This is a genomic window from Streptomyces saintjeani (assembly GCF_055409605.1).
This window is the reverse complement of record NZ_CP189624.1, coordinates 4,041,400-4,067,147: the sequence shown is the minus strand read 5'-3', so window position 1 is coordinate 4,067,147 and position 25,748 is coordinate 4,041,400. Positions and strand designations below refer to the sequence as shown.

Here is a 25,748-nt window from a genome sequence, read left to right as displayed (position 1 = left end):
TCGCCAGAATGCGCGCTGGAACGTGAACAATTCTCAGCTTTCCCGTTCCGGCAAGTTGCGCAGAGTTCTGCCGACCACCCCCCGGAGGCCGCACGTGGCAAGCGAAAGACCCTTCTCCCGCCGGAAGTTGATCGGAGGCGCGGGCGCCCTCACCCTCGCCGCGACGGCCACCGGTACGGCCTCCGCGCAGGCGGCGACCGCCACCCGTGACGTCGACGTCGCGATCGTCGGCGCCGGGCTCGCCGGGCTGACGGCGGCCCGCGACCTGGTGGCGGCCGGAAAGACCGTCGTCGTGCTGGAGGCCCGCGACCGGGTGGGCGGCCGGGTGCTGAACCTGAAGCTCGCGAACGGCGGAGTCACCGAAGGCGGCGGCGAGTTCATCGGCCCGACGCAGACCCGCATGAAGGCGCTCGCCGACTCCCTCGGCGTCGACACCTTCGCGACCTACAACACCGGCAACAACCTCCTCTACAAGGACGGCAAGAAGACCCCGTACGCCACCGACGGCGCCCTCGGCTCGGTCCCGCCCGTCGACCTCGCCGGACTCGCCAACGCGGCCATCGTGCAAGCCTCGTTGAACGACATGGCCAAGCAGGTCCCCGTCGACGCACCCTGGTCCGCGCCCAAGGCCGACGAATGGGACCGTCAGACCTTCGAGACCTGGCTGCGCGCCAACGCGGTCGTCCCGTCCGCCAAGTTCCTTCTGGACGTGGCCTGTACCTCGATCTTCTCGGCCGAACCCCGCGAACTCTCCCTGCTCTTCGTCCTCTACTACATCGCCGGCGCGGGCGACGCGAACAACCCCGGCACCCTGGAACGCCTCACCGAAACCGCCAAGGGCGCCCAGGAGTTGAGGTTCGTCGGCGGCTCCCAACAGGTCCCGGTCAAGCTGGCCGCGACCCTCGGCGACCGCGTCGTCCTGAACGCGCCGGTCCGCTCGATCGCCAAGTCCGGTTCCCGGTACGTCGTTTCGGCGGACGGCACGACGGTCACCGCGTCCCGCGTCATCGTCGCCGTACCCCCGCCGCTCGCCGCGCGCATCGCGTACGACCCCCTGATGCCCGCCGCCCGCGACCAGTTGACGCAGCGCCTGCCGATGGCCTCCGTCGCCAAGGCGATCGCGGTCTACGACACGCCCTTCTGGCGCGCCGACGGTCTCAACGGCCAAGTCGTCAGCGACAGCGGCGTGATCAGCTCCACGTTCGACAACTCCCCGCCGGACGCGTCCTTCGGTGCCCTCATGGGCTTCATCGAGGCTGACAAGGCACGGCAGTTGGACGCGGCGAGCGAGGCGGACGTACGGGCGGCGGTCCTCAAGGACTTCACCACCTACTTCGGCGCCAAGGCCGCCACCCCGACCTCCTTCGCCCTGCACCGCTGGAACAACGAGCAGTACACGCGCGGCGGCCCCGTATCCATCGCCGCGCCCGGCGTACTCACCCAGTACGGACGGTCGTTGAGAGTGCCGGTCGGCGGCATCCACTGGGCCGGGACGGAGACGTCCGTCTACTGGATGGGGTTCATGGACGGGGCCGTGCGGTCGGGGGAGCGGGTCGCGCGGGAGGTCCTGGCGGCGCTCTGAATCAGGGCCAGAGCAGCACCTTCTCCCAACTCCCCTCGTTCCAGCGGTACTCCAGCCGTACGTACCTGCGCCGCTCGTCGCCCTGGAAGAACTCCACGGTGTCCGGCGCCAGTTGGTACAGCGTCCAGGTCGGGGACGGGGCCTCGGGGTCCCGTGCCGCCCGCTCCCACGCCTCCTCGGAGGCGGTCGCCAACTCGCCCAGCGACGGCAGGACTTGGCTCTGCCGTCCGGTGAGCGCGGCAGCCAGCGCCCCCGTCGAGCGGGCGTGCAGATCCGCCTGGGACTCCGTGTCCGGGGCCGTCGTCACCCGGCCCCGGACACGGACCTGGCGGCCGAGCGACGGCCAGTAGAAGGCGAGGGCCGCGTACGGCCGTTCGGCGAGCTGACGGCCCTTCCTGCTGGTCGAGTGGGTGGCGAACGACCAGCCGTGCCGCTCGTCGGCGCCGTGCAGCATGACGATCCGCACGTCCGGGAGGCCGTCCTCGCCCGCCGTCGCGAGCGACATGGTGTGCGGCTCGCGCTCACCCGCCGCCACGGCCTCGGCGAACCAGGCCGCGAACAGGGACAGGGGCGACGCGGGGGCACCGTCCGGGTCGAACGCCGGGAGGCTGGTCGCCTCGGGCGCCCAGACCCAGAGGGTGCGCAGCAGGCGGGGCAGATCACTGGTCATGGGCCGATTATCGAACGGACCCCGTACGACTTCCGGGGTACGCCGCCGCTCAGCGCTGCCGGAACTGCACGCCCGTCCCCTGCACGACGTCCGGCTTCACCGAGATGCCGTCCACGACGAGTTGCTCCCCGTAGATGTCGGTGATCCGGATCGAGCCCCCGCACCCGGCCCCCTGCTCGGACAGGAAGTAGTTGTACGTGGTCCGCTCCAGCCGCAGCCACGCACCCCCGCTGCGGACCTCCAGCCGGGCCACGGGGTTCTGGTGCCGGAGCACCTGGATGCCGCACCAGTACTGGGACGACCCGGTCTTGTACCGCACGGACAGGTTCCCGCCGGTATTCGCGCCGACCAGCTTCCACGAGATCGGGATACGCCCGACGTTCAGCGGCGCCAGCTTCGCGAACGCCGCCTGGCTCAGGTCGAGTTGACCGGGCGCGCAGGGCGCCGGGCACTCGTTGGTGATCCGTACGGTGATGGATGCGGTGCCCGTGCTGACCTTGACGTACGCGCCGCACGCCTTCGAGGTCTCGTAGTCGGCCGTGTTCATCGCGGCGGTCAGGATGTCGCCGGTCGGCCCGAAGGAGCAGGCGCCGTTCCCGTCGCCGACGTCGTACGCCGTGGCGACGCCCTGGTAGGTCCGGCCGGGCCTGATGCGGTCGGCGAGCGGGGCGTCACCGCTGCCCGCGCTCGCGACCCTGCCGCTGCCGCCGCTACCGCTGCCGCTCTGGGCCCGGCCGCCGGTGGACGGGGCGGTGGAGGGCTTCGGGGAGGACTTGGCGGGGGTAGCTCCGGAGGGGGAGGCCGAGGGCGAGGGGGAACCCGTAGTACTCGGGGAGGGGGATACCGACGTACTGGGGGAGGGGCTGCCCGAGGGGTACGGGAAGGACTTCCCGGCCTGTTCCTCGACGGCGCTCCCGGCTCCGGCGCGCTCCTTGACGTCGTCCCCGCCGCCGGGCCGGAACGCGACGACGAGCGAGACGAGCAGGGCGATACCGGCCACGGCGAGCACGGATATGAGCGCGCCGGACGGGCGCCGGGACCGGCTGCGCCGGTGGGATGACGATGCCACGGGTGGTCCTTAGGTCGGGTTGGACTACCCCTTGGTGGTCACCGAGCCGCGAAAGGTTGCCGGGCGGACGGATCCTCTTCTTCGCCCGAGCGAGGGAATCCGTACAGAAACGTATTTATGCCTGTCTGGTTAATTTAATCGTGATGATAAGAGATAGCGATTGTGACGGGAGTTTCGGCTGATCAGACAGCAGGTGGGAGTACGTGGTGACGTATCGGAGAGGCAGAGGTCCGGACAGACCGCGCTCCCGGCATTTCCTGGCCGTGCTGCTGGCCGTCCTCGCGCTGCTTCTGTCCTGGCTCCCCCCGCTGGGGGCGGCCACGGCGGCGGCGGTTCCGGCGGGGTCGGAGTATCCGGCGAGCTGGTCGGTCAACGGGAACACCGCGACGGGTACTACCCCGAGCGGGGTCGTGGTGACGGTGACCGCCTCAGGGGCGATGACCGGCAACGGCCAGGGCGACATCATGAACACCGGCTCCCGGCCGTCCTACCTGCCCACCAGCAGCACGGCGGCGCTGAAGTACCTCATCACGAACTGCTCCAACACAGCGGTGAACGGCTGTGGTTCGGTCACCTACACGTTCTCCCGGCCGGTGCGCACGCCGGTCCTCTACGTGGCGGACGTCGGCGCGCACACCTCGTCGACGACGGTGACGACCTACCACGACCACCCGATCACTCTCCAGTCCGGCACCTTCAGCCTGGACTCCTCCGGTTCGCAGTCCGCCCGCGCGGGCATCTGGAACAGCGGCCGGACGGTGGGCGTCGTCAACCCCAATCAGTACGTCGGCACCACCCCGGTGACCGAGAGCTGCACCGCGTTCGCCTGTGGTGCCTACGACGTCAGTACGACGACGTCGACGATCACCAGCCTGACGCTGAACTACGGGTACGAGGGCAGCGGCACCACCACCGACGGGTGGGGCCAGATCCTCGGTATCACCCCCGCGCAGACGTCCCTCTCCCTCGCCAAGTCCGCCGCCCCGAGCCAGATCTCCAAGGCCGGGGACACGGTGACGTACTCCTACCAGGTGACCAATACCGGAGAGGTACCCGTCACCGACCCGAGGATCAACGAGTCCTCCTTCTCCGGTACGGGTACCAAGCCCTCGGTCTCCTGTCCTGCGGGGAGCGTCGGGGTGGGCGCGTCGGTGACCTGCACGGTGATCTACACGGCGACCCAGGCGGACGTCGACGCGGGCCGGGTCACCAACACGGCGACGGCGACCGCGACTCCGCCCAGCGGGATGAGCGCGCCGGTCTCGAACGCCTCCACGGCGACGGTGACGGCCTCGCAGAACCCGGCGCTGTCCGTGCAGAAAACGGTTGCCGAAACGGGTGACCTGAACGCCGGACAGACCCTGCACTACTCGTTCGCGGTCAGGAACACCGGCAACGTCACGCTGAGCCCGGTCAGGATCAACGAGACCAACTTCACCGGCAGCGGCGGCACTCCGTCGGTCTCCTGCCCCAACGTCGCGCTCACACCCGGGACTTCACTGACCTGCTCGGCGACCTACACGGTCACGCAGGCGGACGTGGACGCCGGTTCGATCTCCAACACCGCGACGGCGACCGGCACTCCGCCGAACAACGGCACACCCGTCACCTCGACCCCGTCGACCGCCGTCGTGCCGTTCACGGCCAGGCCGTCGCTGACGGTGGCGAAGTCGGCGGACAAGACGAACGTGGCCGTCGGGGACACGATCACCTACTCGATCCGGGTGACGAACACCGGCAACGTCACGATGCGGAACGTCGCCGCGCAGGAGGGCGACTTCTCGGGCAGCGGCGGTACTCCGGCCGTCTCCTGCCCCGCCGGGGCGAGTTCGCTGGCGCCGGGCGCGTCCGTGACGTGTACGGCGACGTACCGGGTGACGCAGGCCGACATGGACGCCGGGAAGATCACCAACACCGCGACCGCGAGCGGCACTCCGCCGAACTCCAGCACGCCGGTGCCGTCGCCGCCGAGCGCGACGACGACGGTGACGACGTCCCAGCGGCCCGCGCTGGCGGTGACGAAGACCGCCGACCGCACGGACCTGGTGGCCGGCCAGCAGGTGACGTACACCTACAGAGCTACGAACACCGGGAACGTCACCCTCACGGGGGTGGCGGTGAAGGAGACGGGCTTCTCCGGCAGCGGCGGCACGCCCGCCGTGTCCTGCCCGGGAGGCTCGCTGGCGCCGGGCGCGTCGGTGACGTGTACGGCGACGTACACCGTCACGCAGGCGGACGTGGACGCCGGGAAGCTCACCAACTCCGGTACGGCGACCGGCATTCCGCCGAACACCAGCACACCGATCTCGTCGCCGCCGAGCCCGACGAACACGATCACCGGGACGCAGCGGCCCGCGCTGACCGTCGCCAAGTCGACCGACCGCATGGACCTGGTGGCCGGGCAGACGGTGACGTACTCCTACAGGGCTACGAACACCGGGAACGTCACCATCACGAACCTCGCCGTCAACGAGAGCGGGTTCTCCGGCACCGGAACGCTGTCGGCGATCACCTGCCCCAGCAACTGGCTCGCGCCGGGCGCCTCGACGACCTGTACGGCGACGTACACGGTGACGCAGGCGGACGTGGACGCCGGGAAGCTCACCAACTCGGCGACGGTCTCGGGGACACCCCCTAATACCTCCACGCCGATCACCTCACCCCCGGGTACTACGACCGTCACCGGGACGCAGAAGCCCGCGCTGACCGTCGTGAAGTCGGCGGACAAGACGTCCCTGGTCCTGGGTGACACGATCACCTACTCCTTCAAGGTGACGAACACCGGCAACGTCACGATGAAGAACATCGCCGTGCAGGAGAGCGACTTCACGGGTACGGGGACGCTGTCCGCGATCTCCTGCCCGAGTACGACGCTGGCGCCGAACGCGACGACGACCTGTACGGCGACGTACCGGGTGACGCAGGACGACGTGGACGCGGGCAGGCTCGCCAACTCCGCGACCGTGACCGGCGTTCCGCCGCAGGGCACCACGCCGGTCCCCTCGCCGCCGTCCACGACGACGGTCCCCGGGACGCGGACGCCGTCGCTGACGGTGGAGAAGTCGGCCGACCGCACGGACTTGGTCGTCGGCCAGACGGTGACGTACTCCTTCAAGGTCACCAACACCGGGAACGTCACGCTCAAGAACGTTGCTGTGCAGGAGGGTTCGTTCTCCGGCTCGGGCACGATGTCGGCCATCTCCTGCCCTGCCGGGGCGAGTTCGCTGGCGCCGGGTGCGGCGGTGACGTGTACGGCGACCTACGTCGTCACCCAAGCCGACGTGGATTCCGGCAAGTTGACCAACACCGCGACCTCGACCGGCGTCCCGCCGGGGACGACGACGCCGGTCACCTCGCCGCCCAGCCCGCCCGCCACGATCACCGGGACGCAGCGGCCGGGCATGACGCTGACCAAGGCCGCCGACAAGACGTCCGTGGTCCTCGGGGACGTGGTCACGTACACCTTCACGGTGACGAACACGGGCAACGTCACGCTGACGGACGTCGGGGTGAAGGAGGGGGACTTCAGCGGTACGGGGAGCATGTCGGCCCCGGTCTGCTCGGACGACGCGAAGTCGCTGGCGCCGGGTGCGTCGGTGACGTGTACGGCGACGTACACGGTGACCCAAGCCGACGTGGACGCCGGGAAGGTCACCAACTCGGCTACCTCTACGGGGGTACCTCCGCAGGGGGACACCCCGATCACCTCGCCGCCCGGGTCGACCACGGTGAACGTGGACCAGAAGCCCGGCCTCAAGCTGGAGAAGTCGACCGACCGCGCGGATCTGGTGGCCGGGCAGACGGTGACGTACTCCTTCAAGGTCACCAACACCGGGAACGTCACGATGACGGACGTCTCGGTGAAGGAGGGGGACTTCAGCGGTACGGGGACTATGTCCGCGATCACGTGCCCGAGTGGCCCCCTGGCGCCGGGTGCGGCGGTGACCTGCACGGCTACGTACGTCGTCACTCAGGCGGACGTGGACGCGGGCAAGCTGACCAACTCCGCGACCCCCACAGGTACGCCCCCTCATACCTCCACCCCGCAGGACTACCCCCCAGGTATGACAACCCTGACGGGTACGCAGAAGCCGGCCCTCACGCTGGTCAAGACGTCCGACCAGGACGATCTGGTGCTGGGCCAGACGATCACGTACTCGTTCAAGGCGACGAACACGGGCAACGTCACGCTGACCGACATCGCCGTCCAGGAGGGCGACTTCAGCGGTACGGGGACCATGTCCGCGATCACCTGCCCCGACACGGTACGGACCCTCGTCCCCGGCGCCTCGGTGACCTGCACGGCTACCTACACCGTCACGCAGGCGGACGTGGACGCGGGGACGATCTCCAACACCGCGACGGGCAGCGGGGTTCCGCCGAACACGACGACGCCGATCACCTCGACGCCGTCCACCGCCAAGGTGCCGGCGACGCAGACGCCGTCGCTGACGGTGGAGAAGGCGGCGGACCGCAGGGACCTGGTCGCCGGGCAGACGGTGACCTACTCGTTCAAGGTCACCAACACGGGCAACGTCACGCTGGCGAACATCGCTGTCGAGGAAGGGGACTTCAGCGGTACGGGGACGATCTCGGCGGTCACCTGCCCTGACGCGGCGAAGTCGCTGGCGCCGGGCGCGGCGGTGACGTGTACGGCTACGTACGTCGTCACTCAGGCGGACGTGGACGCGGGCAAGTTGACCAACTCCGCGACCGCGAACGGCGTTCCGCCGGGCACGACCACGCCGATCGGGTCGCCGCCGAGTTCGCCGAACACGATCACGGGGACGCAGACGCCGTCCCTGAAGGTCGAGAAGACGGCCGACAAGACGCTGGTGGTCCTCGGGGACGTGGTCACGTACACCTTCACGGTGACGAACACGGGGAACGTGACCGTCAAGAACGTCTCGGTGAAGGAGGGGGACTTCAGCGGTACGGGTACCCCCTCGGAGATCGTGTGCGCGGACGGGGCGAAATCGCTGGCTCCGGGTGCGTCGGTGACGTGTACGGCGACGTACACCGTCACGCAGGCGGACGTGGACGCCGGGAGGATCACCAATTCGGCTACCTCTACGGGGGTACCTCCGCAGGGGGACACCCCGATCACCTCGCCGCCCGGGTCGACCACGGTGAACGTGGACCAGAAGCCGGGTCTGAAGGTGGAGAAGACCGCCGACCGCGCGGATCTGGTGGCCGGGCAGACGGTGACGTACTCCTTCAAGGCCACGAACACCGGGAACGTCACGCTGAAGGACGTCACCATCGAGGAGGGCGACTTCAGCGGTACGGGGACGATGTCGGCCGTCACCTGCCCCGACGCGGCGAAGTCGCTGGCGCCGGGTGCGGTGGTGACGTGTACGGCGACGTACACGGTGACGCAGGCCGATGTGGACGCGGGTTCGCTGACCAACTCGGCTACGGGGACCGGCGTTCCGCCGGGCACGACGACGCCGATCGAGTCGCCGCCGGTCCCGCCCACCAAGGTCACCGGGACGCGGACGCCGGGTCTGAAGGTGGAGAAGTCGACCGACCGGACGGATCTGGTCGTCGGCCAGACGGTGACGTACTCGTTCAAGGTCACGAACACCGGGAACGTCACGATGAAGGACGTCGGGGTGAAGGAGGGGGACTTCAGCGGTACGGGGAAGCTCTCCGGCATCACCTGCCCGGACGCGGCGAGTTCGCTGGCACCGGCGGCCTCGGTGACCTGTACCGCGACGTACGTCGTCACCCAAGCGGACGTGGACGCGGGCAAGTTGACCAACTCCGCGACCCCCACAGGTACGCCCCCTCATACCTCCACCCCGCAGGACTACCCCCCAGGTACGACGACCCTGACCGGTACCCCCAAGCCGGGCCTGAAGGTGGAGAAGTCCGCCGACCGGACGGATCTGGTGGTCGGGCAGACGGTGACGTATTCGTTCAAGGCGACGAACACGGGGAATGTGACGCTGAAGGATGTGGCCGTCCAGGAAGGCGACTTCAGCGGTACCGGGAAGTTGTCCGAGATCGCCTGCCCGGCTGCGGCGAAGTCGCTCGCGCCCGGTGAGTCGGTGACCTGTACCGCTACCTACGTCGTCACCCAAGCCGATGTGGACGCGGGCAAGTTGACCAACACGGCGAAGGGGACCGGAGTTCCGCCGGGCACGACCACGCCGATCGGGTCGCCGCCGAGTTCGCCGAACACGGTCACCGGGACGCAGACGCCGGGTCTTGAGGTCCAGAAGACCGCTGACAAGCAGGAGTTGGTGGCGGGCGAGACCATCACCTTCTCCTTCGAGGCGACCAACACCGGGAACGTCACGCTCACCGACATCACTGTGCGAGAAGGGGACTTCAACGGGACGGGTGTCCTGTCGGTGCCCTCCTGCCCGGACGCGGCGAAGTCGTTGGCGCCGGGCGAGTCGGTGACCTGTACGGCGACGTACGTGGTGACTCAAGCCGACGTCGATGCAGGGCAGTTGGCCAACTCCGCGACCGTCACCGGGGAGCCGCCGCTCGGCGGGGACCCTGTCGAGTCGCCGCCGGGGACGACGAAGGTGCCGGCGGACTCCAAGCCAGGGCTGTCGGTGGTGAAGTCCGCCGACAAGAACGAGTTGGTGCTCGGTGAGACGATCACGTACTCGTTCGTCGTGACCAACACCGGGAACGTCACGATGAAAGAAGTCGGCGTCCAGGAAGGGGAGTTCACCGGGTCCGGCACGCTGTCCGAGGTGTTCTGCCCGGACGGGGCCAAGGCGCTCGCGCCGGGTGTCTCGGTGACGTGTACGGCGACGTACAAGGTCACCCAGGACGACGTGGACGCCGGGAAGATCTCCAACTCGGCCACCGCCACCGGGGTTCCGCCCCTCGGCCCCGACACGCCGGTCATCTCACCGCCGGGCAGGACCACGGTCCCCACGGACTCCAAGCCGGGCCTCAAGGTGACGAAGACCGCGTCGCCGAGCGGCAAGGTGAAGAAGGGCGAGACGATCACGTACTCGTTCCTGCTGGCGAACACGGGCAATGTCACGCTGACTGATGTGCGGCCTGTGGAGACCGAGTTCACCGGTACCGGCAAGGTGTCCGCGATCGACTGCCCCGACTCCGCAGCCAAGTTGATCCCCGGGCAGCGCGTCACCTGCACGGCCACGTACGTCGTGACCGAGGCCGACGCGAAGTCCGGCAAGGTCAGCAACGCGGCGACGGGTACGGCACGGGTGCCGGGTGGCGGCGAGCCGCCGGTGCCGCCGACCTCGACCGTCACGGTGACGACGGAGCCGCCGCCGACGCCGGAACTCCCGGACACCGGCGACGACTTCGACCCATTGCTGATCGGCCTCGCGGTGTCGCTGGCCGCAGCGGGTGGGGGCCTGCTGTTGGCCGTGCGGCGCCGACGCGGGGAGTAGTGACCGCTTGAGAAACGGGGCGTCCGCCGGGTGGCGGGCGCCCCGTTCGGCGTTAGGGGGTTCAGAGGAGGTGGTCGGCTTTTCCGGCTTTGATTTCGAGGATGAGGGCGCGGAGGGCGTTGTGGGTGTCGGTGAGGGGGGTGTCTTCCTGGCCAGCAACGGCGATGTAAGCGTTTCCTGAAGCGTCGGTGCCGAGCCTGAAGCAGTTATTGCCCTCGCCGCAGAAGGGGTCTTCCCAGGTGATATCGGTGCGCATGGTGTTCCTCAGAGTTCACGGGCGACGTTGCGGATGAGCTCGCGAGAGCCTTCCGGGGGCAAGGCTGCCGCGTCCATCCAGTCCAGATGCGCACGATACTTCGTGAGTTGGGCGTCGGCGTCGGTGAATACCGGCCCGTGTGCGGAGTCCAGCTGCACGGTGTCGAGTTGGGGGACAGGGCCGCTCGCGTACAGCATCGCGTGTCCGGCGCCAGGGAATTCACCGACGGTCACGGGGATGATCCGTACGTCAATGTTGTCGCGCTCGGATTGCTCGGCCAGATATGTCAGTTGGTCCCGGGTGGCTTTGATGCCCCCGTACTGCATACGCAAGGCCGCCTCATGGACGTACGCGGTGTAGGGGAGAGGGCCGGGGCGCTCGAAGACCTTCTGCCGGGCCATGCGTTGGGCGACACGCAACTCAACCTCCAACCTGCTGACGGGTGGCAGTACGGCGCTGAAGATGCCCCGCGCGTACTCCTCCGTCTGGAGCAGGCCGGGCAGGTGCATGAACTGGACCGTGTCCAGCCGCTTGGCGTGCCACTCCATCTCCGCGATGTCCAGCAGTCCGGCGGGCAGCGTGCCCCGGTACTCCTCCCACCAGCCGCGTTCCTTGTTCTCGGCGATGGCGACCAACGCGTTGACGTAATCCTCGTCCGTGCAGTCGTAGTTGCAGGCGAGCGTGCGGATGCGGTCGCCGGGGAAGGCGCGGATGCCCGACTCCATGTTGGACAGCCGGGTCCGGTCGAAGCCGAGAAGACCGGCGGCGTACTCCGTGGTGACTCCGGCCGCGTTCCGCATCTTCCGCAACTCCGCGCCCAGGCGCTTCTGTCGCTGCGTCGGCGTGCTCCTCGTGCCCATACCGCCCCTTATTACGCGTGTGGTCACACCAAGTCTGCCGATCGATCGTACCGGCCCACCACCCGTGGGTGTAATTGTTCCTCGAATCGGTAGACATCGTGGAACCAGGGTCCCTACAGTCAGTCGTGGCTCAGTTACAGAGCCACTCAATCCCCACGCGCCCCAAGGGAGTTGCCGTGCACCTCGACCAGCCCGGAGACGGAACCTGCCGGTCCCCCCGCCTCAACCCCGCCCAGCTCTCCTTCACCCCCTGCCTCCCCGCCGACCTCCGCTACAGCTTCACCCTCCCCGCCGGCCTCCAGACCCCCTCCGTCGCCCGCCATACCACCCGCGCCATCCTCGCCATCCACTCCCTCACCTCCATGGCCGACGCCGCCGTCCAGGCCGTCAGCGAACTCACCACCTGCGCCTGCGTCTTCACCCCCGGCCAGGAGATCTACCTCTCCCTCCGCTACCGCCAGGACGCCCTCTACTTCACCCTCTTCGACGACCACCCCCAGCACGCCAACCGCCACCTCAAGTCCGCCTGCGAAAACCACCGTTGCACCTCCCTCGACCTCCTCGACCGCGTCGTCAACGCCTGCGACGGCGACTGGGGCATCGGTGCCAGCAGCGCCTTCAGCGGCGGCACGAAGATGTGGGCCCTGCTGCCGAGGGAGGGCGCGGAGGGCTACCTCAAGTCGGCCTGACCCCTCACCTCCCCAGCACCACCGTCCCCGAAGAACAGAACCACCCGCCCGTCCCCGAAGCCACCCCCAACCGAGGCAAGTCCCCGTCCCGGGTGCGGACTTGTCTCCCCCCTGCCTCGCCGCGCAGCTGGCGGACCGCTTCGACGAGGAGGAACAGCCCCCGCATACCGGGGTGTTGGGCGGAGAGTCCGCCGCCGTCGGTGTTGACGGGCAACTCGCCGCTCTCGACGAGGAGTCGCCCCTTCTCGACGAAGGCCCCGCCCTCGCCCTTCGCGCAGAAGCCGAGGTCTTCGAGGGTCACGAGCGTCATGTAGGTGAACGCGTCGTAGATCTGGGCGAAGTCCATCTCGGCAGGGCGAACTCCGGCGCGTGAGAAGGCTGTTCGTCCGCTCACCGCAGCCGGTGACACCGTGAAGTCCGGCCACTCCGACATGCTCGCGTGCGAGACGTACTCCCCGCTCCCCAGCACCCACACCGGCGCCGAACGGCAGTCCCGTACGTACTCCTCGGCCGCCAGCAAGATCGCCGCGCCCCCGTCCGAGCGGATGCAGCAGTGCAGCTTCGTGAACGGGTCCGCGATCAACTCCCCGTCCAGCACGTCCGCTTCGGTGATCGGCGTGCGGAACATGGCGTCGGGATTCAGTGCCGCGTTCGCCCTCGCCTGCACTGCCACCGACGCCAACTGCTCGATGGTCGTGCCGAATTCGATCATGTGCCGCCGCGCGGCCATCGCGTACTTCGCGATCAGCGTGTGCCCGTACGGCACCTCGAACTGGCTCGGCCCCCGGCTCCCGAAGGCCAGCGTCCCGCCCCGCCGCCCCGCCCGCACATCCGCCCTAGCCGTCGAACCGTACGCCAGGAGTACGACGTTGGCGTGACCGGCGGCGATCGCGTCGGCGGCGTGGGACGCCATGACCTCCCACGTCGAGCCGCCCACGGACGTCGAGTCGACCCAAGTCGGGTGCAGGCCCAGGTAGTCGGCGACCTCGACCGGGGCCAGCGTGCCGAGGCCCGCTGAGGCGAAGCCGTCGATCACCCCCCGGTCGAGGCCGGAGTCCGCCAGTGCGCGGCGGGCCGCCTGGGCGTGGAGGGCGTACGGGGTCGTGTCGTCGAGGCGACCGCAGTCGGAGAGGGCCGCGCCCACCACAGCTACCTTGCGCGTCATGAGATCTGACGGTATATCAGATCCCTTCTCTTCTCTATGTGTCGGCGCTTTGGTATGACGGATCGTCAGATCTTGAGCCCTGGGGGACCTGTGGACGCCAGCCTCACCGCCGAACAGCACGAGATCCAGCGCACTCTGCGCGAACTCCTCGGCAAACGTTGTGGACCGGCCGAGCTGAGGGCGGCGGCCGACACCCCCGCCGGATACGACCCCGCCCTGTGGAACGCGCTCTCCGCCCAACTCGGGCTCCCTGGCCTCGCGTTGCCCGAGACGTACGGCGGAGTCGGCTGCGAGCCCCTCGAACTCGCGCTCGCGGGGGAGGAATTGGGACGCACCCTGGCGCCCTCGCCGCTCCTCGCGACCGCCGTCCTCGCCGGGCCGCTCATCAACGCCCTCGGCAGTCCGGAGCAGCGGTCCGCTCTCCTGCCCCGCATCGCCGCCGGCCACCTCACGGCCACCCTCGCCGCTCCACCCGCCGCCCTCGCCCTGACCTGCGAGAACAACGGCGACTGGGCCGGGGGCGGGCGCGCCGGTGGCGTACAGGCCCGGCCCCGCGACAACGGCTGGCGGCTCTATGGCGAGGTCGTGCGCGTCCTCGACGGGCACAGCGCCGGGCTGCTGATCGTCGCCGCGCACTGCGGCGGGTTCGCCCGGTCGCGGGTGCGGCTGTTCGTCGTACGCGGGGACGCGGTCGGGCTGACGCGGGTGCGGCATACCGCACTTGACGTCACCCGGCCACTCGGGCGCGTCCAACTGAGGGACGTTCCCGCCGAGTTGCTCGGCGAGGCAGAGGGCAAGGGCGAGGCTGACGGCGACAGTGGCGGCAACGACGTCGACGTACGGGCCGTGCTCGCCTCGACCGGCGCGGCGTTCGCCGCTCACCTCGCCTGCGAAGCCGTCGGTGCCGCCGAGCGCGTACTGGAGCTGACCGTCGAACACGTCAAGCACCGCGAGCAGTTCGGGCGGGCGATCGGATCGTTCCAGGCCGTGCAGCACCGGCTCGCGGACGTGTACGTGCAGGTGCAGGCCGCTCGTTCGGCCGCGTACTACGCCGCCTGGGCGGTGCGGCGGGAGTCGGCCGAGCCGGTCGGGGGGATCGCGCTCGCGCAGGCCCTGGACGCGCTGCGGCTCGCCGCCGGTGAGGGGATCCAACTGCACGGCGGGATCGGGTTCACGTGGGAGCACGACGCGCAGCTGTACTTCAAACGGGCAGTGGGGGACGCGTTGTTGTTCGGGCCGCCGCACCGGCTCCGCGCGCATGCGGCCGACGGGGCTGGAATCTTCGAGCGAGGTGGCGGCGAGCGGAACACTCGGCAGAATGCTCAACGGGACGACTCGCGCCCCGGCTCGACGCACGCCCCGTACCCCGACCAGAGCAACACCCGGCAACAGGAGGTCACCGCGTGATCACCATCGGCGTCCGGCTCGTCCAACGCGTGTCCTCCACACGGGCGTTCAGCAAGGTCGCCCCGCGCGTCCTGCCCGCGCTCGACCGCGCCGTACACCGTCTCAGCCGCGGCAAGGTGCTGCTGAGCGCGCAGATGCTGCCGGGTGTGATTCTCACCTCAACCGGCGCGCGCAGCGGGCTGGCCCGCAGGACGCCGCTCGCCTGCATGCCTGAGGGCGACAGGAGTTGGCTGCTCATCGGCTCCAACTTCGGCCGCCCGGGGCATCCTTCGTGGACCGCGAACCTCATCGCCCACCCGGAGGCGCGAATCAGCTGGAAGGGGCGTGAAGTCACCGTCACGGCACGGCTGTTGACCGGGGAGGAGAGGGCCTCGGCATGGAAGGCCGCGCTCGCCTTCTGGCCGCCGTACGCGACGTACCAGGCCCGGATCGAGCGCGAGATCCGCCTGTTCAGGATCACCGCCACGTGACACCCGCCGTCCGACGGCAACGGGCGATGGCCCACCCAGGTGAACCACCGCCCGCTGAGACAGGACGAGTCAGGTCTGCACGCCTACTTCGTCGGCTTCTTGCCGGTGATGCCGAGGTGCACCAACAGCGCGAGATTCGGCTTGAGTTCGGCCTGCTTCACACCCCAGGTGGTGAACCCCTTCTGGTGCGAGGCGACGGCCGCGAGCATGGCGACGAGCGAACCGGCCACGGCCGCCGGGTTCACGTCCTTGTCGACCTTGCCCTTGGACTGGAGCTCGGCGACCGCGTCCGCGAGGGAGTTGTTCACCGAGTTGAGGATCTTCATCCGGAGTTTGTAGAACCGCTTGTCGCCCTCGGCCGCGCCGAGGTCCACGACCCGCAGGATCGCCTCGTTCTTCCGCCAGAACTCCAGGAAACCGTCCACGAGTTCCTGCGCGGTCTGCCAGCCGGCCTTGCCGACCCACGAACGGCCTTCGAGGAGTTCGGTCAACCCCGCGCCCTCGGCGGCCATTTGCTCCGCGATCTCCAGGACGGCGCCTTCGACGTCCGGGAAGTACTGGTAGAAGGTCGCGGGCGAAGTGCCCGCCTTCCGGGCGACATCGATGACCTTGACGTCCCGGTAAGGAGAGGAGCTGAGCATCTCGCTGAGGCAGTCCAGCAGCTTCTGCCGCGTGGCCTGCCCACGCCGACCGGCTACGCGGCCGTCGACGGTACGCACTTGTCCTGTCATGCCGTCAGCTTACCGAGGGGTGATCGGAGCGCGATTCGGCCGATCCAAATGGGGTGCATTCCACTTCCCGGGGCGCATCCGCTGGTCTGCGCGGTGCGGGTCCCGCCGTTACTTTGGGCGCATGGCCGAAAACAGGGCATCGGGGTACGGAGAGGGCACCGCCGCGCACACGGGCGGTTACGGAGAGGGCGTTCCCTGCTGGGTCGACGCCCAGCTTCCCGACCTCGACGCGGGAAAGCGTTTCTACGGTGAGCTCTTCGGGTGGACCTTCGGCGTACCCGACGACCCCGGAATGGACCACGGCGGCTCGCTGTGGGCCAGCAAAGACGGGAAACCGGTTGCTGCCCTGGCTCCCAAGAGTGACGGTCGGATGCCGACCGTCTGGACGGTCTACTTCGCGACCCCCGACATCCGCCGTACCGCCGGGCGCATCGTCGCCGTCGGCGGCCAGGTCGTGATGGCCCCCTTCCCGGTCGGCAGGCTCGGCGCCGCCGCCCTGGTCGCCGACCCCGAGGGCGCCGTCTTCGGGCTCTGGCAGGGGGAGCGCCACCCTGGTTTCGGGGTACGTCATACCCCTGGCACTTTCGTATGGGCCGAGCTGTACGCCCGGGACATCGACGCCGTGAACTCGTTCTACGGCGGCCTCTTCCACGAGGCCCTCTTCGGCGAGGGTGCGCGCCCCGACTTCGGCCGGGCCCCCGTCTCCGACGTCTTCCCCGCCGAGATGCCCCCGCACTTCGTCGTCCACTTCGGCGTCGAGGACTGCGCCGTCGCCGTACGGACCGTCGTACGCCTCGGCGGGCGGGTCCAGGCCGGGCCGTTCCCGACGTCCTACGGGATCGCCGCCGTCGTATCGGACAATCAAGGGGCGTCGTTCGCGTTGTTGCAGCGGGAGAACCGCCGTTTCGGCGTCGAACCGGCGTGAATCGACATCGGTTCGAAGGCGATCCGGCGTTGATTTGGAAGAAATGTTCCGGTAGATGAAGTAGCGCCCTATTTTTCACCGGGTTCGCAACCAGCCGCCCGGCCAGGAACAATCGGGGGTGCGTGCCGCCATGGCGGTGCGGTGGTGAGACGCTGCACGGGGTCGCGTGAGGACGTGGCTTGCGCGGCCCGTACGGGGAGGTGGCAGGCAAGTGGTGGATCAGCTGACGCAGCACGATCCGCGGCGGATCGGGCCGTTCGAGGTGCTGGGACGGCTGGGAGCCGGCGGCATGGGGCTGGTCTATCTGGCGCGCTCCGCGTCGGGCCGGCGCGTGGCGATCAAGACGGTGCGGACGGAACTCGCCGAGGACCAGCTCTTCCGTGTGCGGTTCACGCGCGAGGTCGAGGCGGCGCGCGCAGTAAGCGGCTTCTACACGGCCGCTGTCGTGGACGCCGATCCGCGCGCGGCCGTGCCGTGGCTGGCGACCGCGTACGTCCCGGCGCCCTCCCTCGAAGAGATAGTGAACGACTGCGGGCCGCTGCCGGCCCAGGCGGTGCGATGGCTGGCGGCGGGGGTCGCTGAAGCGCTCCAGTCCATCCACGGCGCGGGTCTCGTGCACCGAGACCTGAAGCCGTCGAACGTCCTCGTCGTCGAGGACGGCCCCCGGGTGATCGACTTCGGTATCGCCTCCGGGGTGTCCAATACCCGCCTGACCATGACGAACGTCGCGGTCGGTACCCCCGCGTACATGTCGCCCGAGCAGGCGAAGGACTCGCGCAGCGTGACCGGGGCGAGCGACGTCTTCTCGCTCGGGTCGATGCTCGTCTTCGCGGCCACCGGGCATCCGCCGTTCCATGGCGCGAATCCGGTAGAAACCGTTTTCATGCTGTTGCGGGAAGGGCCCGACCTGGAGGGGCTGCCGGACGAACTCCGGCCGCTCATCGAGTCGTGCATGCAGATGGAGGCCACCGCCCGGCCCAACCCGGCCGACCTCCAGGCGCAGCTCGCGCCGCACCTCTTCGGGTCCGGGTCCGACGACAGCGGTACGGCCTCGGCGTGGCTGCCGGAGAAGGCCGTCACCATGATCGAGACCCGCCGGGGCGGGCGCCCGCCGAAACCCGCGGGGCCTTCCGGGCGGAGCGGGGGCGGGGTCAACCTGGGGGGCAGGCCCGCGCTGCCGCCTCCGCCGTCGCGCGACCCCGTCGTACCCGGCGGGGGTGTAGTACCCGTAGTACCTCCGAGGCCGTCCAGTCCCGCGCCGTTCCCCGCGCCGATGGGGGCGCCCGACGCCAGTCCGGTACGGCTCGCGGGCGCGCCCGTCCCGATCGGTCCCGGGCCGCGCATCTCCGACATCCGGGCTACCTCCGCGGTACGGGCCCCCGTACCCGACCCAGGTCTTACGGGGTCCTGGACGCGGGTGCGGCCCGGTGCCAACGGCGCCGACCCCGTCGTACCCGTAGTACCTGGGGGTGGGGTGACCGGTGTGCCCGCCCTGCCGAGCGCGTCCCCGGAAGCCCCGCCCGGCTGGCGGCCCTGGCGCTTCCGTATGTCGAACGACGTCTGGGGTACCCCCTCGGTCGACGGCGACCTCGTCTACGTCACCTCCTTCGAGGTGCACGCGCTGGACGTCGCGACCGGTCGGCGCCGGTTCAAGACGCGGGACGTCGCCTGGTCGATGGCGGTCGCCGACGGCCGGGTCCACGCCTCCGACGGGCCCACCCTCTTCGCCCTGGACGCCCGCGAGGGCGGCGACCTGTGGCGGCTGCCCGCCGACGCCTGGGTGTACTCCCTGCGGGCCGAGCGCGGCACGATCGTCACCGGCACGCGCGGCGGCGGCGCGCAGGGCTGGGAGGCGTCCAACGGGCAGAAGCTGTGGGAGATCGGCGGCTGCCAGACCGACTTCGAGTCCCCCGAGGCGGGGCCCGTGCTGCACGAGGGCACGGTGTACGTCTGGCAGGACGCGAGGCTGCGCGCGCTGGAGGCCCGTACGGGTGAGGAGCGATGGTCCTACCCCATCGGTGACGCCGCCTCCTGCGGGGGCGTACCCGTACGCGTAACTCCCTCGGGGGACGGGAACGTGTACGTCTCCGCGGGTACGCGGGTGCTGTCGGTCGACATCGCGACCGGGATGGTGCGCTGGCACTTCGAGGCACCGGCCGCGTTCCTGTCGCCGCCCACCTTCGTGCCGGGGCCCGCCGTCACGGGGGGCGGGGTCTACCTCGCGGACTACCTCGGTACGGTCTACGCCCTCGACGCCGCCGACGGGCGTGACCGGTGGCGGATCGCCACCGAGGCGCGGTCCTCCATCGATCCCGTGCTGGTCGCGGCGGGGCATGTCCATGTGGGCAGCGGGAAGGGGCTCTACACGCTCGACGCGGTCACCGGGACACCCAAGTGGCGGTTCCAGGCCGGCGGGGACATCGTGGGGGCGCCCGCCGTCGCCGAGGGGCGGATCCACTTCGGGTCGACCGACTGTCTGCTGTACACGCTCAAGGCCGATGACGGGCGGTTGCGGTGGAAGCTGGCGACCGGCGGGGAGATCACTGGCTCTCCGGTCGTACGGGACGGGGTCGTGTACGCGTGCAGCAAGGACCGGTGCGTGTACGCGCTGGACGCGGAGAAGGGGACGGGGACGGCTCGGCCGGCGTGAGGACCATGTCGTCGGCGGGCGGTGGCATGACCGTGACAGGCATTGCCTAGAGTGGGCGCATGCGATCACGGGGGTACGTCTTCAGGCTTACGGCTGTCTCGGCGCTGGTCGTGCTCGCGCTCACCGGGTTCTCCAGTGGGCGTGGGCACGGGAGCCACGGCGGGGGCGGTGGGGGAGGCGGGTGCAGCAGCTCCCGGCAGGATCACGACAGTTCGTCGTCGACGTCGGGGGGATCGTCCGGTGGGTCGCACTACCGGGACTACGACGACGACTCCAGCTCCTCCAGCGGGGGTTCGTCCGGCTCGTCCACGCACACGCCGGTCACCGTCGTCGAGGACGCCCGCGTCAGCCTCGTAGCGTGCGCGACGCGCAAGGCGCCGTACATGACCGTGAAGGTCACCAACCCCAACAAGTCGGTGCAGACCTTCGGGATCACCGTCAGGTTCCTGGACGCGCGGGGCGTGGTGATCGCCGCGCCCGTGACGGAGGAGATCGTCGGCGGGAAGAAGACGGAGGAGGTCCGGATTCCCGTCGGGGACGCCGGTCTCGCCGCGCAGGTGGACCGCTGCGAGGTCGAGCCCGCCGCCCCGACGACCTGAACTCTTCCTGCCGCCGCAGGAGTTACGCCTGCTCGTCCCGGAGGCCGGTCAGGAACTCCACCAGCAGCTCGTTCACCTCGGCGGGGCGTTCCTGCTGCGTCCAGTGGCCGCAGCCCGGCAGCACGACCGGCGGGCGGCGCAGGCCCGGGACCAACTCCGGGAGGCGGGCGACGAGTTCGGGGGTGCCCGGGAAGTAGGCGACGGGGTCGCGGTCGCCGTACACGAAGAGCGCGGGCGTGGTGATGGACGCGCCCGCGTAGGGGGCCGTCAGCTCCCAGTTGCGGTCGAGGTTGCGGTACCAGTTGAGGCCGCCGGTGAAGCCCTTGACGTAGTCCTCGGCCAGCTCGTCGAGGTCCGACTCGGTGAACCAGTCCGGGAGTTGCTCGGGGGCGGGCAGCTGGTCCAGCCAGGGGGTGCCGGGCTCGATCAGGGCCTGGTGGATGCCGGGCTCGCCCGGGGCGTCGCCGGAGAGCGCGTACACGAAACGCCGCAGCGCGGCCTTCGGGTCCCGGCCGAACTCCTCGTCGGCGAGGCCGACTTGGTTGAAGTACGTCCAGTAGAAGCGGCCGTCGTACGCCGCCTTCACCACCTCCAGCGGCGGGTTGGCGCCACGCGGCGCCGGGGCCACGCTGAGCCCCGCGACCCCGCGCACCACGTCCGGCCGCAGCAGCGCCGTGTGCCAGGCGACCGGCGCACCCCAGTCGTGGCCGACGACGAACGCGGTCTCCTCGCCGAGCGCGTGGATCAGGCCGACGACGTCGCCGACGAGGTGCAGGATGCTGTACGCGTTCACGTCGTCCGGGCGGTCCGAGGCGCCGTAGCCGCGCTGGTCCGGGGCGACGACGCGGAAACCGGCCGCGACGAGCGGGGCGAACTGGTGGCGCCAGGAGTGCCAGGACTCGGGGAAGCCGTGCAGCAGGACCACCAGCGGGCCTTCGGTGCCGGACTCGGCGATGTGCAGGGTGATGCCGTTCACTTCTATGGTGCGGTGCTGGATCATGCGGCTATTTTATGAGGGTGTTCCGGACGGGAATACGGCGCCCCGCGTATTCCGGGTCGCCTTTCCGGTAATCGCTCAGCGAATCCGGAAATTCTGCGTTCTTTTCGTGAAAAGTTGTGCCTGCCGGTCGTCCGGAAGATTTCCCAGCGAGATCAAATGCGGGGCCTGCGCGAATCCGTGAGCCTGCGCCGCCTCCCGGGCCGACCACAGCGCCCGGACCGTCCCCTGCACCCCCTCCGGCGGATACCCGGCGATGACCTGCGCCCTCTCCATCGCTACCGCCAACGCCCGCCCGGTTTCCGCGAGTTCGGAGACGAGCCCGACCTCGTACGCACGCCGCGCGGAGATCCGCTCCGCCGTCCCCATCAGCATCATCCGCGCGACCTCCCCGTACGGCATGCGCTGCGCCATCAGCACCGACTCGTACGCGCTGACCATTCCGTACGTCGTGTGCGGATCGAAGAACTCGGCGCCTTCCCCCGCCACGACGAACTCGCTCTCGCCCAGCAGGTAGAAAGCACCGCCGCACGCCATTCCCTCGACGGCGGCGATCACCGGTTTCCACAGGTCGTTGGACTTGGGGCCGATGCGCAGGAGCGGATCGTCCTGCATATAGGGGGAGTTGGGCTGCGGGACGACGGCGTCGCGGTCGAGGCCGGTGGAGAAGGCGCGGGTGCCGGAGCCGGTGAGGACGACCGCCCGCACGGTGTCGTCGAACCGCAACCGGCCCCAGATCCCGGCGAGTTGGCGGGCCGCCGGGACGTCGATCGCGTTGAGCCTCTCCGGCCGGTCGAGCGTGACGACCGCGACGCCGGTCTCCTTGTCCGTGTCGAGGCGGGGGGTCACGCCAGTACCCACTGCGGGAGGCCGCCGTCCGGGAACACGGCCTGCACGCGGGCGCCGATCCGGATCCGGTCAGGGGCAAGGGAGTTGAGGGGGGCGCCGGGGTGGGTGACGACGTTGCCGACCAGGCGGATGCGGGGGGCGTCGTCGAGTTCGACCAGGGCGACGTTGTAGGGGGCCTGCGCGGCGTAGTCGGGGAGGAGGGGCGGGTGGGGGATCACGTACGACCAGATGCGTCCCCTTCCCGACGTGAGCTGCCAAGTCGACCCGAACGACTGGCAGTTCGGGCAGCAGGGGCGGGGCGGGAAGCGGGGCTCGGCGCACTGGGCGCAGGTCTGGACGCGGAGTTCGCCCCGGGCCGCGTACTGCCAGAACGGGGCGCCGTCGGTGTCGTGCAGCGGGGTCAGCATGGCCGGACTCCTCAAGTCCTGGGTGGACGCGTGCGGTTGGCTTTTCAGGTCCTCGGCCGGTTCTTCACGTCCGGAGCAGCAGCGCGGAGGTGGGGACTCCCTCGCCCGCCGTGACGAGGCAGGTCGAGGCGTCGGGGACCTGTGCGGTGCTGGTTCCCCGGAGTTGTTTCACACCCTCGTTGATGAGGTTGAAGCCGTGCACGTACGCCTCCGAGAGGCCGCCGCCGCCCGTGTTGACCGGGAGCCGTCCGCCGAGTTCCAGCGCGCCGCCCTCGGTGAACGCGCCGCCCTCGCCGCGCCCGCAGAATCCGTAGCCCTCCAGGGAGAGGGGGACGAGCGGGGTGAACGCGTCGTAGATCTGGGCGACTTGGACGTCCGCCGGGGTGAAGTCGGCGTGTTTCCACAGGTGTCGGGCCGTCGCCCAGGAGGGGCCGGTGAGCGGGTCGTCGTTCCAGTAGTTGACCATGCCGTGGTGCTGGGCGGGCAGGCCCTGCGCGGCGGAGTGGATGTAGACCGGGGTGCGGCGGCAGTCGCGGGCGCGCTCCGCCGAGACGACGACACAGGCCAACGCCCCGTCGGTCTCAAGGCAGTTGTCGAACAGGCAGAGGGGTTCGCTGATCCAGCGCGAGGTCATGTACATCTCGCGGGTCAGCGGGCGGTCGTACATGATCGCGGCCGGGTTCTGGTTCGCGCGGTTGCGGCAGGCCAGGGCGACGTTGAAGAGGTGGTCGCGGGTCGTGCCGTACTCGTGCATGTGGCGGCGGGCCAGCATCGCGATCTCGTCGGCGGGGCGGAGCAGGCCGAAGGGGCGTGTCCACTGGGCGGGGGTGGGGAGTTGGGCCGTCGTGTTCGTCCAGGGGCGGGGGCCGCTGCCGCGTTTGCGGGAGCGCCAGGCGACACCGACGCTCGCCTGTCCCGCGGCTATCGCGGTGGCGAGGTGGGCGACCGTCGCGCACGAACCTCCGCCGCCGTACGGGGATTTGGCGAAGAACGTGAGGTCGCCGAAGCCGACCGCCTTCGCGAGTTCGACCTCGTCCGTCTCCTCCATAGTGAACGAGGCGACCGCGTCGACCTCGGCGGGGGTGATGCCCGCGTCGTCCAGGGCGGCGAGGACGGCCCGGCAGGCGAGGGTTCTCTCGTCCTCCGGGAGGTGCTTGGCGAACGGTGTCTGGCCTATGCCGACGATGGCTGTCGCGTCCTTGAGTCCGGCCATGTCCCCCTCCGATCAGACCTGCTGACAGGGCGTTAGGTTATCGCTAATCTGACGGGTCGTCAGCTACTGGCTCCCGGATCGTCGGGGGCCGTTCATGGAGCGGCAGGGCAGGGAGGGACGGGCATGGAGTGGCGCAGCATTCCCGAGCTGGTGCGCTGGTCGGCCGAGAAGTACGGGGAGGCCGAGGCGGTGGTGGACGGGCGGGTCCGGATCTCCTACCGGGAGTTGGGGGCCCGGGTGGAGCGGGCGGCGGCTGCCTGTGCCGCGTCCGGGGTACGGGTGGGGGACCGGGTGGGGATCTGGGCGCCGAACTCGCTGGAGTGGGTCGTCGCGGCGCTCGGGGCGGTGTCGGCGGGCGGGGTGCTGGTGCCGTTGAACACGCGTTTCAAGGGGGGTGAGGCGGCGGACGTGCTGCGCAGGAGCGGGGCGCGGCTGCTGTTCGTGACGGGGACGTTCCTGGGGACGTCGTACGTGGCTTCGCTGCGGAGGGCCGCGGGGGACGGGGTGGGGGAGGGGCCGTTGCCGGGGGTGCCGGAGCTACGGGAGGTCGTAGTACTGGCGGAGGACGCGCCGGAGGGGTTCCGGACGTGGAAGGACTTCCTGGCCGGTGGGGACGAGGCGCGGGAGGGGGCGGCCGTAGGTATTACGGGGGCTACAGGGACTGCGGGTATTACGGGTATTACGGGGTCCTCCCCCTCCGACATCATCTACACCTCAGGTACTACGGGTAGCCCCAAGGGCGCCGTGATCACCCACGAACAGACCCTGCGCGGCTACGACGCCTGGAGCGAGCTGGCGGGGCTGCGTGAGGGGGACCGGTATCTGATCGTGAACCCCTTCTTCCACACGTTCGGCTACAAGGCCGGGGTGATCGCCTGCCTGACGCGGGGCGCGACGATGATCCCGCAGCCGGTGTTCGACGTGACGACCGCGCTGGCGAACATCGCGGCGGAGCGCGTCACCGTCCTGCCCGGCCCGCCCACGCTCCACCAGTCGCTCCTGGACCACCCCGCGCGGGCGTCGTACGACCTGTCCTCGCTGCGGCTGGTGGTGACGGGCGCGGCCGTCGTACCCCTCAGGCTCGTCGAGCGGCTGCGGGACGAACTGGGCGTGGCGACCGTGCTGACCGCGTACGGGCTGTCCGAGGCGAGCGGCATCGTCACGATGTGCCGGCGCGGCGACGAGCCGGAGGTGATCGCGACGACGTCGGGGCGGGCGATCCCCGGGACCGAGGTCCGGGTGGTGGACGCGGCGGGGCGGGCGCTGCCGTCCGGGGAGCCGGGGGAGGTGCTGGTACGGGGGTTCAACGTCATGCTCGGGTACTACGGGGACGACGCGGCGACCCGGGAGGCGGTCACACCGGACGGCTGGCTGCGTACCGGAGACGTAGGGGTACTGGACGAGGCCGGGAACCTGCGGATCACCGACCGGATCAAGGACATGTTCATCGTCGGCGGTTTCAACGCGTACCCGGCCGAGATAGAGCAACTCCTGGGGCTGCATCCGGCCGTCGCGGACGTCGCCGTCGTCGGCATACCGGACGCCCGCCTTGGAGAGGTCGGCAAGGCGTACGTCGTCCGGCGGACCGGCGCCGTGGCGACCGGGGACGACCTGATCGCCTGGGCGCGGCGCGAGATGGCGAACTACAAGGTTCCCCGAGTGGTGGAATTCGTGGGCGAGTTGCCCCGGAATGCGAGCGGGAAAGTGGTCAAGGGGCAGCTGCGGAGCTGAAGTCGGGGTTGCTGAAAACGATTGCTGCCGTTTGCTCCACACCCTCCGGCATTGTGGGGAGTGTGTGAGGGAGTTGTGCATTCCCGTGTG

General features: G+C 69.9%; 19 protein-coding genes. 9 read left to right on the top strand and 10 right to left on the bottom strand.

What is annotated here, in order from left to right; genetic code table 11:
- Positions 1 to 94: 94 nt before the first annotated feature.
- Positions 95 to 1,582: a flavin monoamine oxidase family protein gene (locus ACQCO7_RS18300; RefSeq protein ID WP_464072860.1), complete on the top strand. Its 1,488-nt coding sequence runs from the start codon at positions 95 to 97 to the stop codon at positions 1,580 to 1,582.
- 1 nt (position 1,583) lies between these two features.
- Here the strand turns inward: ACQCO7_RS18300 and ACQCO7_RS18295 are convergent, their stop codons facing one another.
- On the bottom strand, positions 1,584 to 2,252 hold the full coding sequence (locus ACQCO7_RS18295; protein WP_464072859.1) for a pyridoxine/pyridoxamine 5'-phosphate oxidase: 669 nt from the start codon (positions 2,250 to 2,252) through the stop codon (positions 1,584 to 1,586).
- A gap of 49 nt (positions 2,253 to 2,301) precedes the next feature.
- A complete protein-coding gene (locus ACQCO7_RS18290) occupies positions 2,302 to 3,321 on the bottom strand; it encodes an expansin EXLX1 family cellulose-binding protein (protein ID WP_464072858.1) in 1,020 nt (339 codons plus the stop codon).
- Positions 3,322 to 3,527: 206 nt separating this feature from the next.
- Here ACQCO7_RS18290 and ACQCO7_RS18285 point away from each other — a divergent pair, with 206 nt between their 5' ends.
- Positions 3,528 to 10,709: a DUF7507 domain-containing protein gene (locus ACQCO7_RS18285; RefSeq protein ID WP_464072857.1), complete on the top strand. Its 7,182-nt coding sequence runs from the start codon at positions 3,528 to 3,530 to the stop codon at positions 10,707 to 10,709.
- A gap of 61 nt (positions 10,710 to 10,770) precedes the next feature.
- On the opposite strand, the gene ACQCO7_RS18280 is transcribed toward ACQCO7_RS18285, so the two are convergent.
- Positions 10,771 to 10,965 carry a hypothetical protein gene (locus ACQCO7_RS18280; protein ID WP_464072856.1) on the bottom strand — a complete coding sequence of 65 codons (195 nt, stop codon included), beginning with the start codon at positions 10,963 to 10,965 and terminating at the stop codon, positions 10,771 to 10,773.
- Between the two features lie 8 nt (positions 10,966 to 10,973).
- The gene (locus ACQCO7_RS18275) at positions 10,974 to 11,825 is read right to left on the bottom strand and encodes a helix-turn-helix domain-containing protein (RefSeq protein ID WP_464072855.1); all 852 of its coding nucleotides are present in this window, start codon (positions 11,823 to 11,825) and stop codon (positions 10,974 to 10,976) included.
- Between the two features lie 176 nt (positions 11,826 to 12,001).
- On the opposite strand from ACQCO7_RS18275, the gene ACQCO7_RS18270 reads away from it, so the two are divergent.
- Positions 12,002 to 12,514 (top strand): ATP-binding protein, encoded by a 513-nt coding sequence (locus ACQCO7_RS18270; protein ID WP_464072854.1) that lies wholly within the window; start codon positions 12,002 to 12,004, stop codon positions 12,512 to 12,514.
- Positions 12,515 to 12,518: 4 nt separating this feature from the next.
- Here the strand turns inward: ACQCO7_RS18270 and ACQCO7_RS18265 are convergent, their stop codons facing one another.
- Positions 12,519 to 13,679 carry a thiolase C-terminal domain-containing protein gene (locus tag ACQCO7_RS18265; protein ID WP_464072853.1) on the bottom strand — a complete coding sequence of 387 codons (1,161 nt, stop codon included), beginning with the start codon at positions 13,677 to 13,679 and terminating at the stop codon, positions 12,519 to 12,521.
- A 90-nt stretch (positions 13,680 to 13,769) separates the two neighbouring features.
- On the opposite strand from ACQCO7_RS18265, the gene ACQCO7_RS18260 reads away from it, so the two are divergent.
- Both ACQCO7_RS18260 and ACQCO7_RS18255 read left to right on the top strand, forming a co-directional pair.
- Positions 13,770 to 15,086 carry an acyl-CoA dehydrogenase family protein gene (locus tag ACQCO7_RS18260; protein WP_464072852.1) on the top strand — a complete coding sequence of 439 codons (1,317 nt, stop codon included), beginning with the start codon at positions 13,770 to 13,772 and terminating at the stop codon, positions 15,084 to 15,086.
- The gene (locus ACQCO7_RS18255; protein WP_464072851.1) at positions 15,083 to 15,556 is read left to right on the top strand and encodes a nitroreductase family deazaflavin-dependent oxidoreductase; all 474 of its coding nucleotides are present in this window, start codon (positions 15,083 to 15,085) and stop codon (positions 15,554 to 15,556) included. The genes ACQCO7_RS18260 and ACQCO7_RS18255 overlap by 4 nt, the downstream gene beginning before the upstream one ends.
- 83 nt (positions 15,557 to 15,639) lie before the next feature.
- Here the strand turns inward: ACQCO7_RS18255 and ACQCO7_RS18250 are convergent, their stop codons facing one another.
- Entirely contained in the window at positions 15,640 to 16,275 is a 636-nt protein-coding gene (locus ACQCO7_RS18250; protein WP_059043759.1) for a TetR family transcriptional regulator, read from the bottom strand.
- Positions 16,276 to 16,408: 133 nt separating this feature from the next.
- Here ACQCO7_RS18250 and kbpA point away from each other — a divergent pair, with 133 nt between their 5' ends.
- From kbpA to ACQCO7_RS18235, 3 genes are all read left to right on the top strand, one after another.
- Positions 16,409 to 17,212, top strand: a complete 804-nt coding sequence (gene kbpA, locus ACQCO7_RS18245; protein WP_464072850.1) for an AfsK-binding protein KbpA — start codon at positions 16,409 to 16,411, stop codon at positions 17,210 to 17,212.
- Between the two features lie 211 nt (positions 17,213 to 17,423).
- On the top strand, positions 17,424 to 19,862 hold the full coding sequence (afsK, locus tag ACQCO7_RS18240) for a protein serine/threonine kinase AfsK (protein ID WP_464072849.1): 2,439 nt from the start codon (positions 17,424 to 17,426) through the stop codon (positions 19,860 to 19,862).
- A 59-nt stretch (positions 19,863 to 19,921) separates the two neighbouring features.
- The gene (locus tag ACQCO7_RS18235; protein ID WP_464072848.1) at positions 19,922 to 20,461 is read left to right on the top strand and encodes a hypothetical protein; all 540 of its coding nucleotides are present in this window, start codon (positions 19,922 to 19,924) and stop codon (positions 20,459 to 20,461) included.
- Between the two features lie 22 nt (positions 20,462 to 20,483).
- On the opposite strand, the gene ACQCO7_RS18230 is transcribed toward ACQCO7_RS18235, so the two are convergent.
- From ACQCO7_RS18230 to ACQCO7_RS18215, 4 genes are all read right to left on the bottom strand, one after another.
- Positions 20,484 to 21,461 carry an alpha/beta fold hydrolase gene (locus ACQCO7_RS18230; protein WP_464072847.1) on the bottom strand — a complete coding sequence of 326 codons (978 nt, stop codon included), beginning with the start codon at positions 21,459 to 21,461 and terminating at the stop codon, positions 20,484 to 20,486.
- A 75-nt stretch (positions 21,462 to 21,536) separates the two neighbouring features.
- Positions 21,537 to 22,307, bottom strand: a complete 771-nt coding sequence (locus tag ACQCO7_RS18225; RefSeq protein WP_464072846.1) for an enoyl-CoA hydratase/isomerase family protein — start codon at positions 22,305 to 22,307, stop codon at positions 21,537 to 21,539.
- Positions 22,304 to 22,714 (bottom strand): Zn-ribbon domain-containing OB-fold protein, encoded by a 411-nt coding sequence (locus tag ACQCO7_RS18220; RefSeq protein WP_464072845.1) that lies wholly within the window; start codon positions 22,712 to 22,714, stop codon positions 22,304 to 22,306. The genes ACQCO7_RS18225 and ACQCO7_RS18220 overlap by 4 nt, the downstream gene beginning before the upstream one ends.
- A 64-nt stretch (positions 22,715 to 22,778) precedes the next feature.
- Positions 22,779 to 23,927 carry a lipid-transfer protein gene (locus ACQCO7_RS18215; RefSeq protein ID WP_010353323.1) on the bottom strand — a complete coding sequence of 383 codons (1,149 nt, stop codon included), beginning with the start codon at positions 23,925 to 23,927 and terminating at the stop codon, positions 22,779 to 22,781.
- A 123-nt stretch (positions 23,928 to 24,050) separates the two neighbouring features.
- Between ACQCO7_RS18215 and ACQCO7_RS18210 the strand changes: the two genes are divergently transcribed.
- Positions 24,051 to 25,658 carry a FadD3 family acyl-CoA ligase gene (locus ACQCO7_RS18210; protein ID WP_464072844.1) on the top strand — a complete coding sequence of 536 codons (1,608 nt, stop codon included), beginning with the start codon at positions 24,051 to 24,053 and terminating at the stop codon, positions 25,656 to 25,658.
- Positions 25,659 to 25,748: the final 90 nt, after the last annotated feature.

What these genes read in the sequence shown, in the direction of transcription:
- ACQCO7_RS18295 (WP_464072859.1), bottom strand. Translation starts at nt 2,252, where the DNA reads ATGACCAGTGATCTGCCCCGCCTGCTGCGCACCCTCTGGGTCTGGGCG.
- ACQCO7_RS18280 (WP_464072856.1), bottom strand. Translation starts at nt 10,965, where the DNA reads ATGCGCACCGATATCACCTGGGAAGACCCCTTCTGCGGCGAGGGCAAT.
- ACQCO7_RS18275 (WP_464072855.1), bottom strand. Translation starts at nt 11,825, where the DNA reads ATGGGCACGAGGAGCACGCCGACGCAGCGACAGAAGCGCCTGGGCGCG.
- ACQCO7_RS18265 (WP_464072853.1), bottom strand. Translation starts at nt 13,679, where the DNA reads ATGACGCGCAAGGTAGCTGTGGTGGGCGCGGCCCTCTCCGACTGCGGT.
- kbpA (WP_464072850.1), top strand. Translation starts at nt 16,409, where the DNA reads ATGGCCGAAAACAGGGCATCGGGGTACGGAGAGGGCACCGCCGCGCAC.
- ACQCO7_RS18235 (WP_464072848.1), top strand. Translation starts at nt 19,922, where the DNA reads ATGCGATCACGGGGGTACGTCTTCAGGCTTACGGCTGTCTCGGCGCTG.
- ACQCO7_RS18230 (WP_464072847.1), bottom strand. Translation starts at nt 21,461, where the DNA reads ATGATCCAGCACCGCACCATAGAAGTGAACGGCATCACCCTGCACATC.
- ACQCO7_RS18220 (WP_464072845.1), bottom strand. Translation starts at nt 22,714, where the DNA reads ATGCTGACCCCGCTGCACGACACCGACGGCGCCCCGTTCTGGCAGTAC.
- ACQCO7_RS18215 (WP_010353323.1), bottom strand. Translation starts at nt 23,927, where the DNA reads ATGGCCGGACTCAAGGACGCGACAGCCATCGTCGGCATAGGCCAGACA.
- ACQCO7_RS18210 (WP_464072844.1), top strand. Translation starts at nt 24,051, where the DNA reads ATGGAGTGGCGCAGCATTCCCGAGCTGGTGCGCTGGTCGGCCGAGAAG.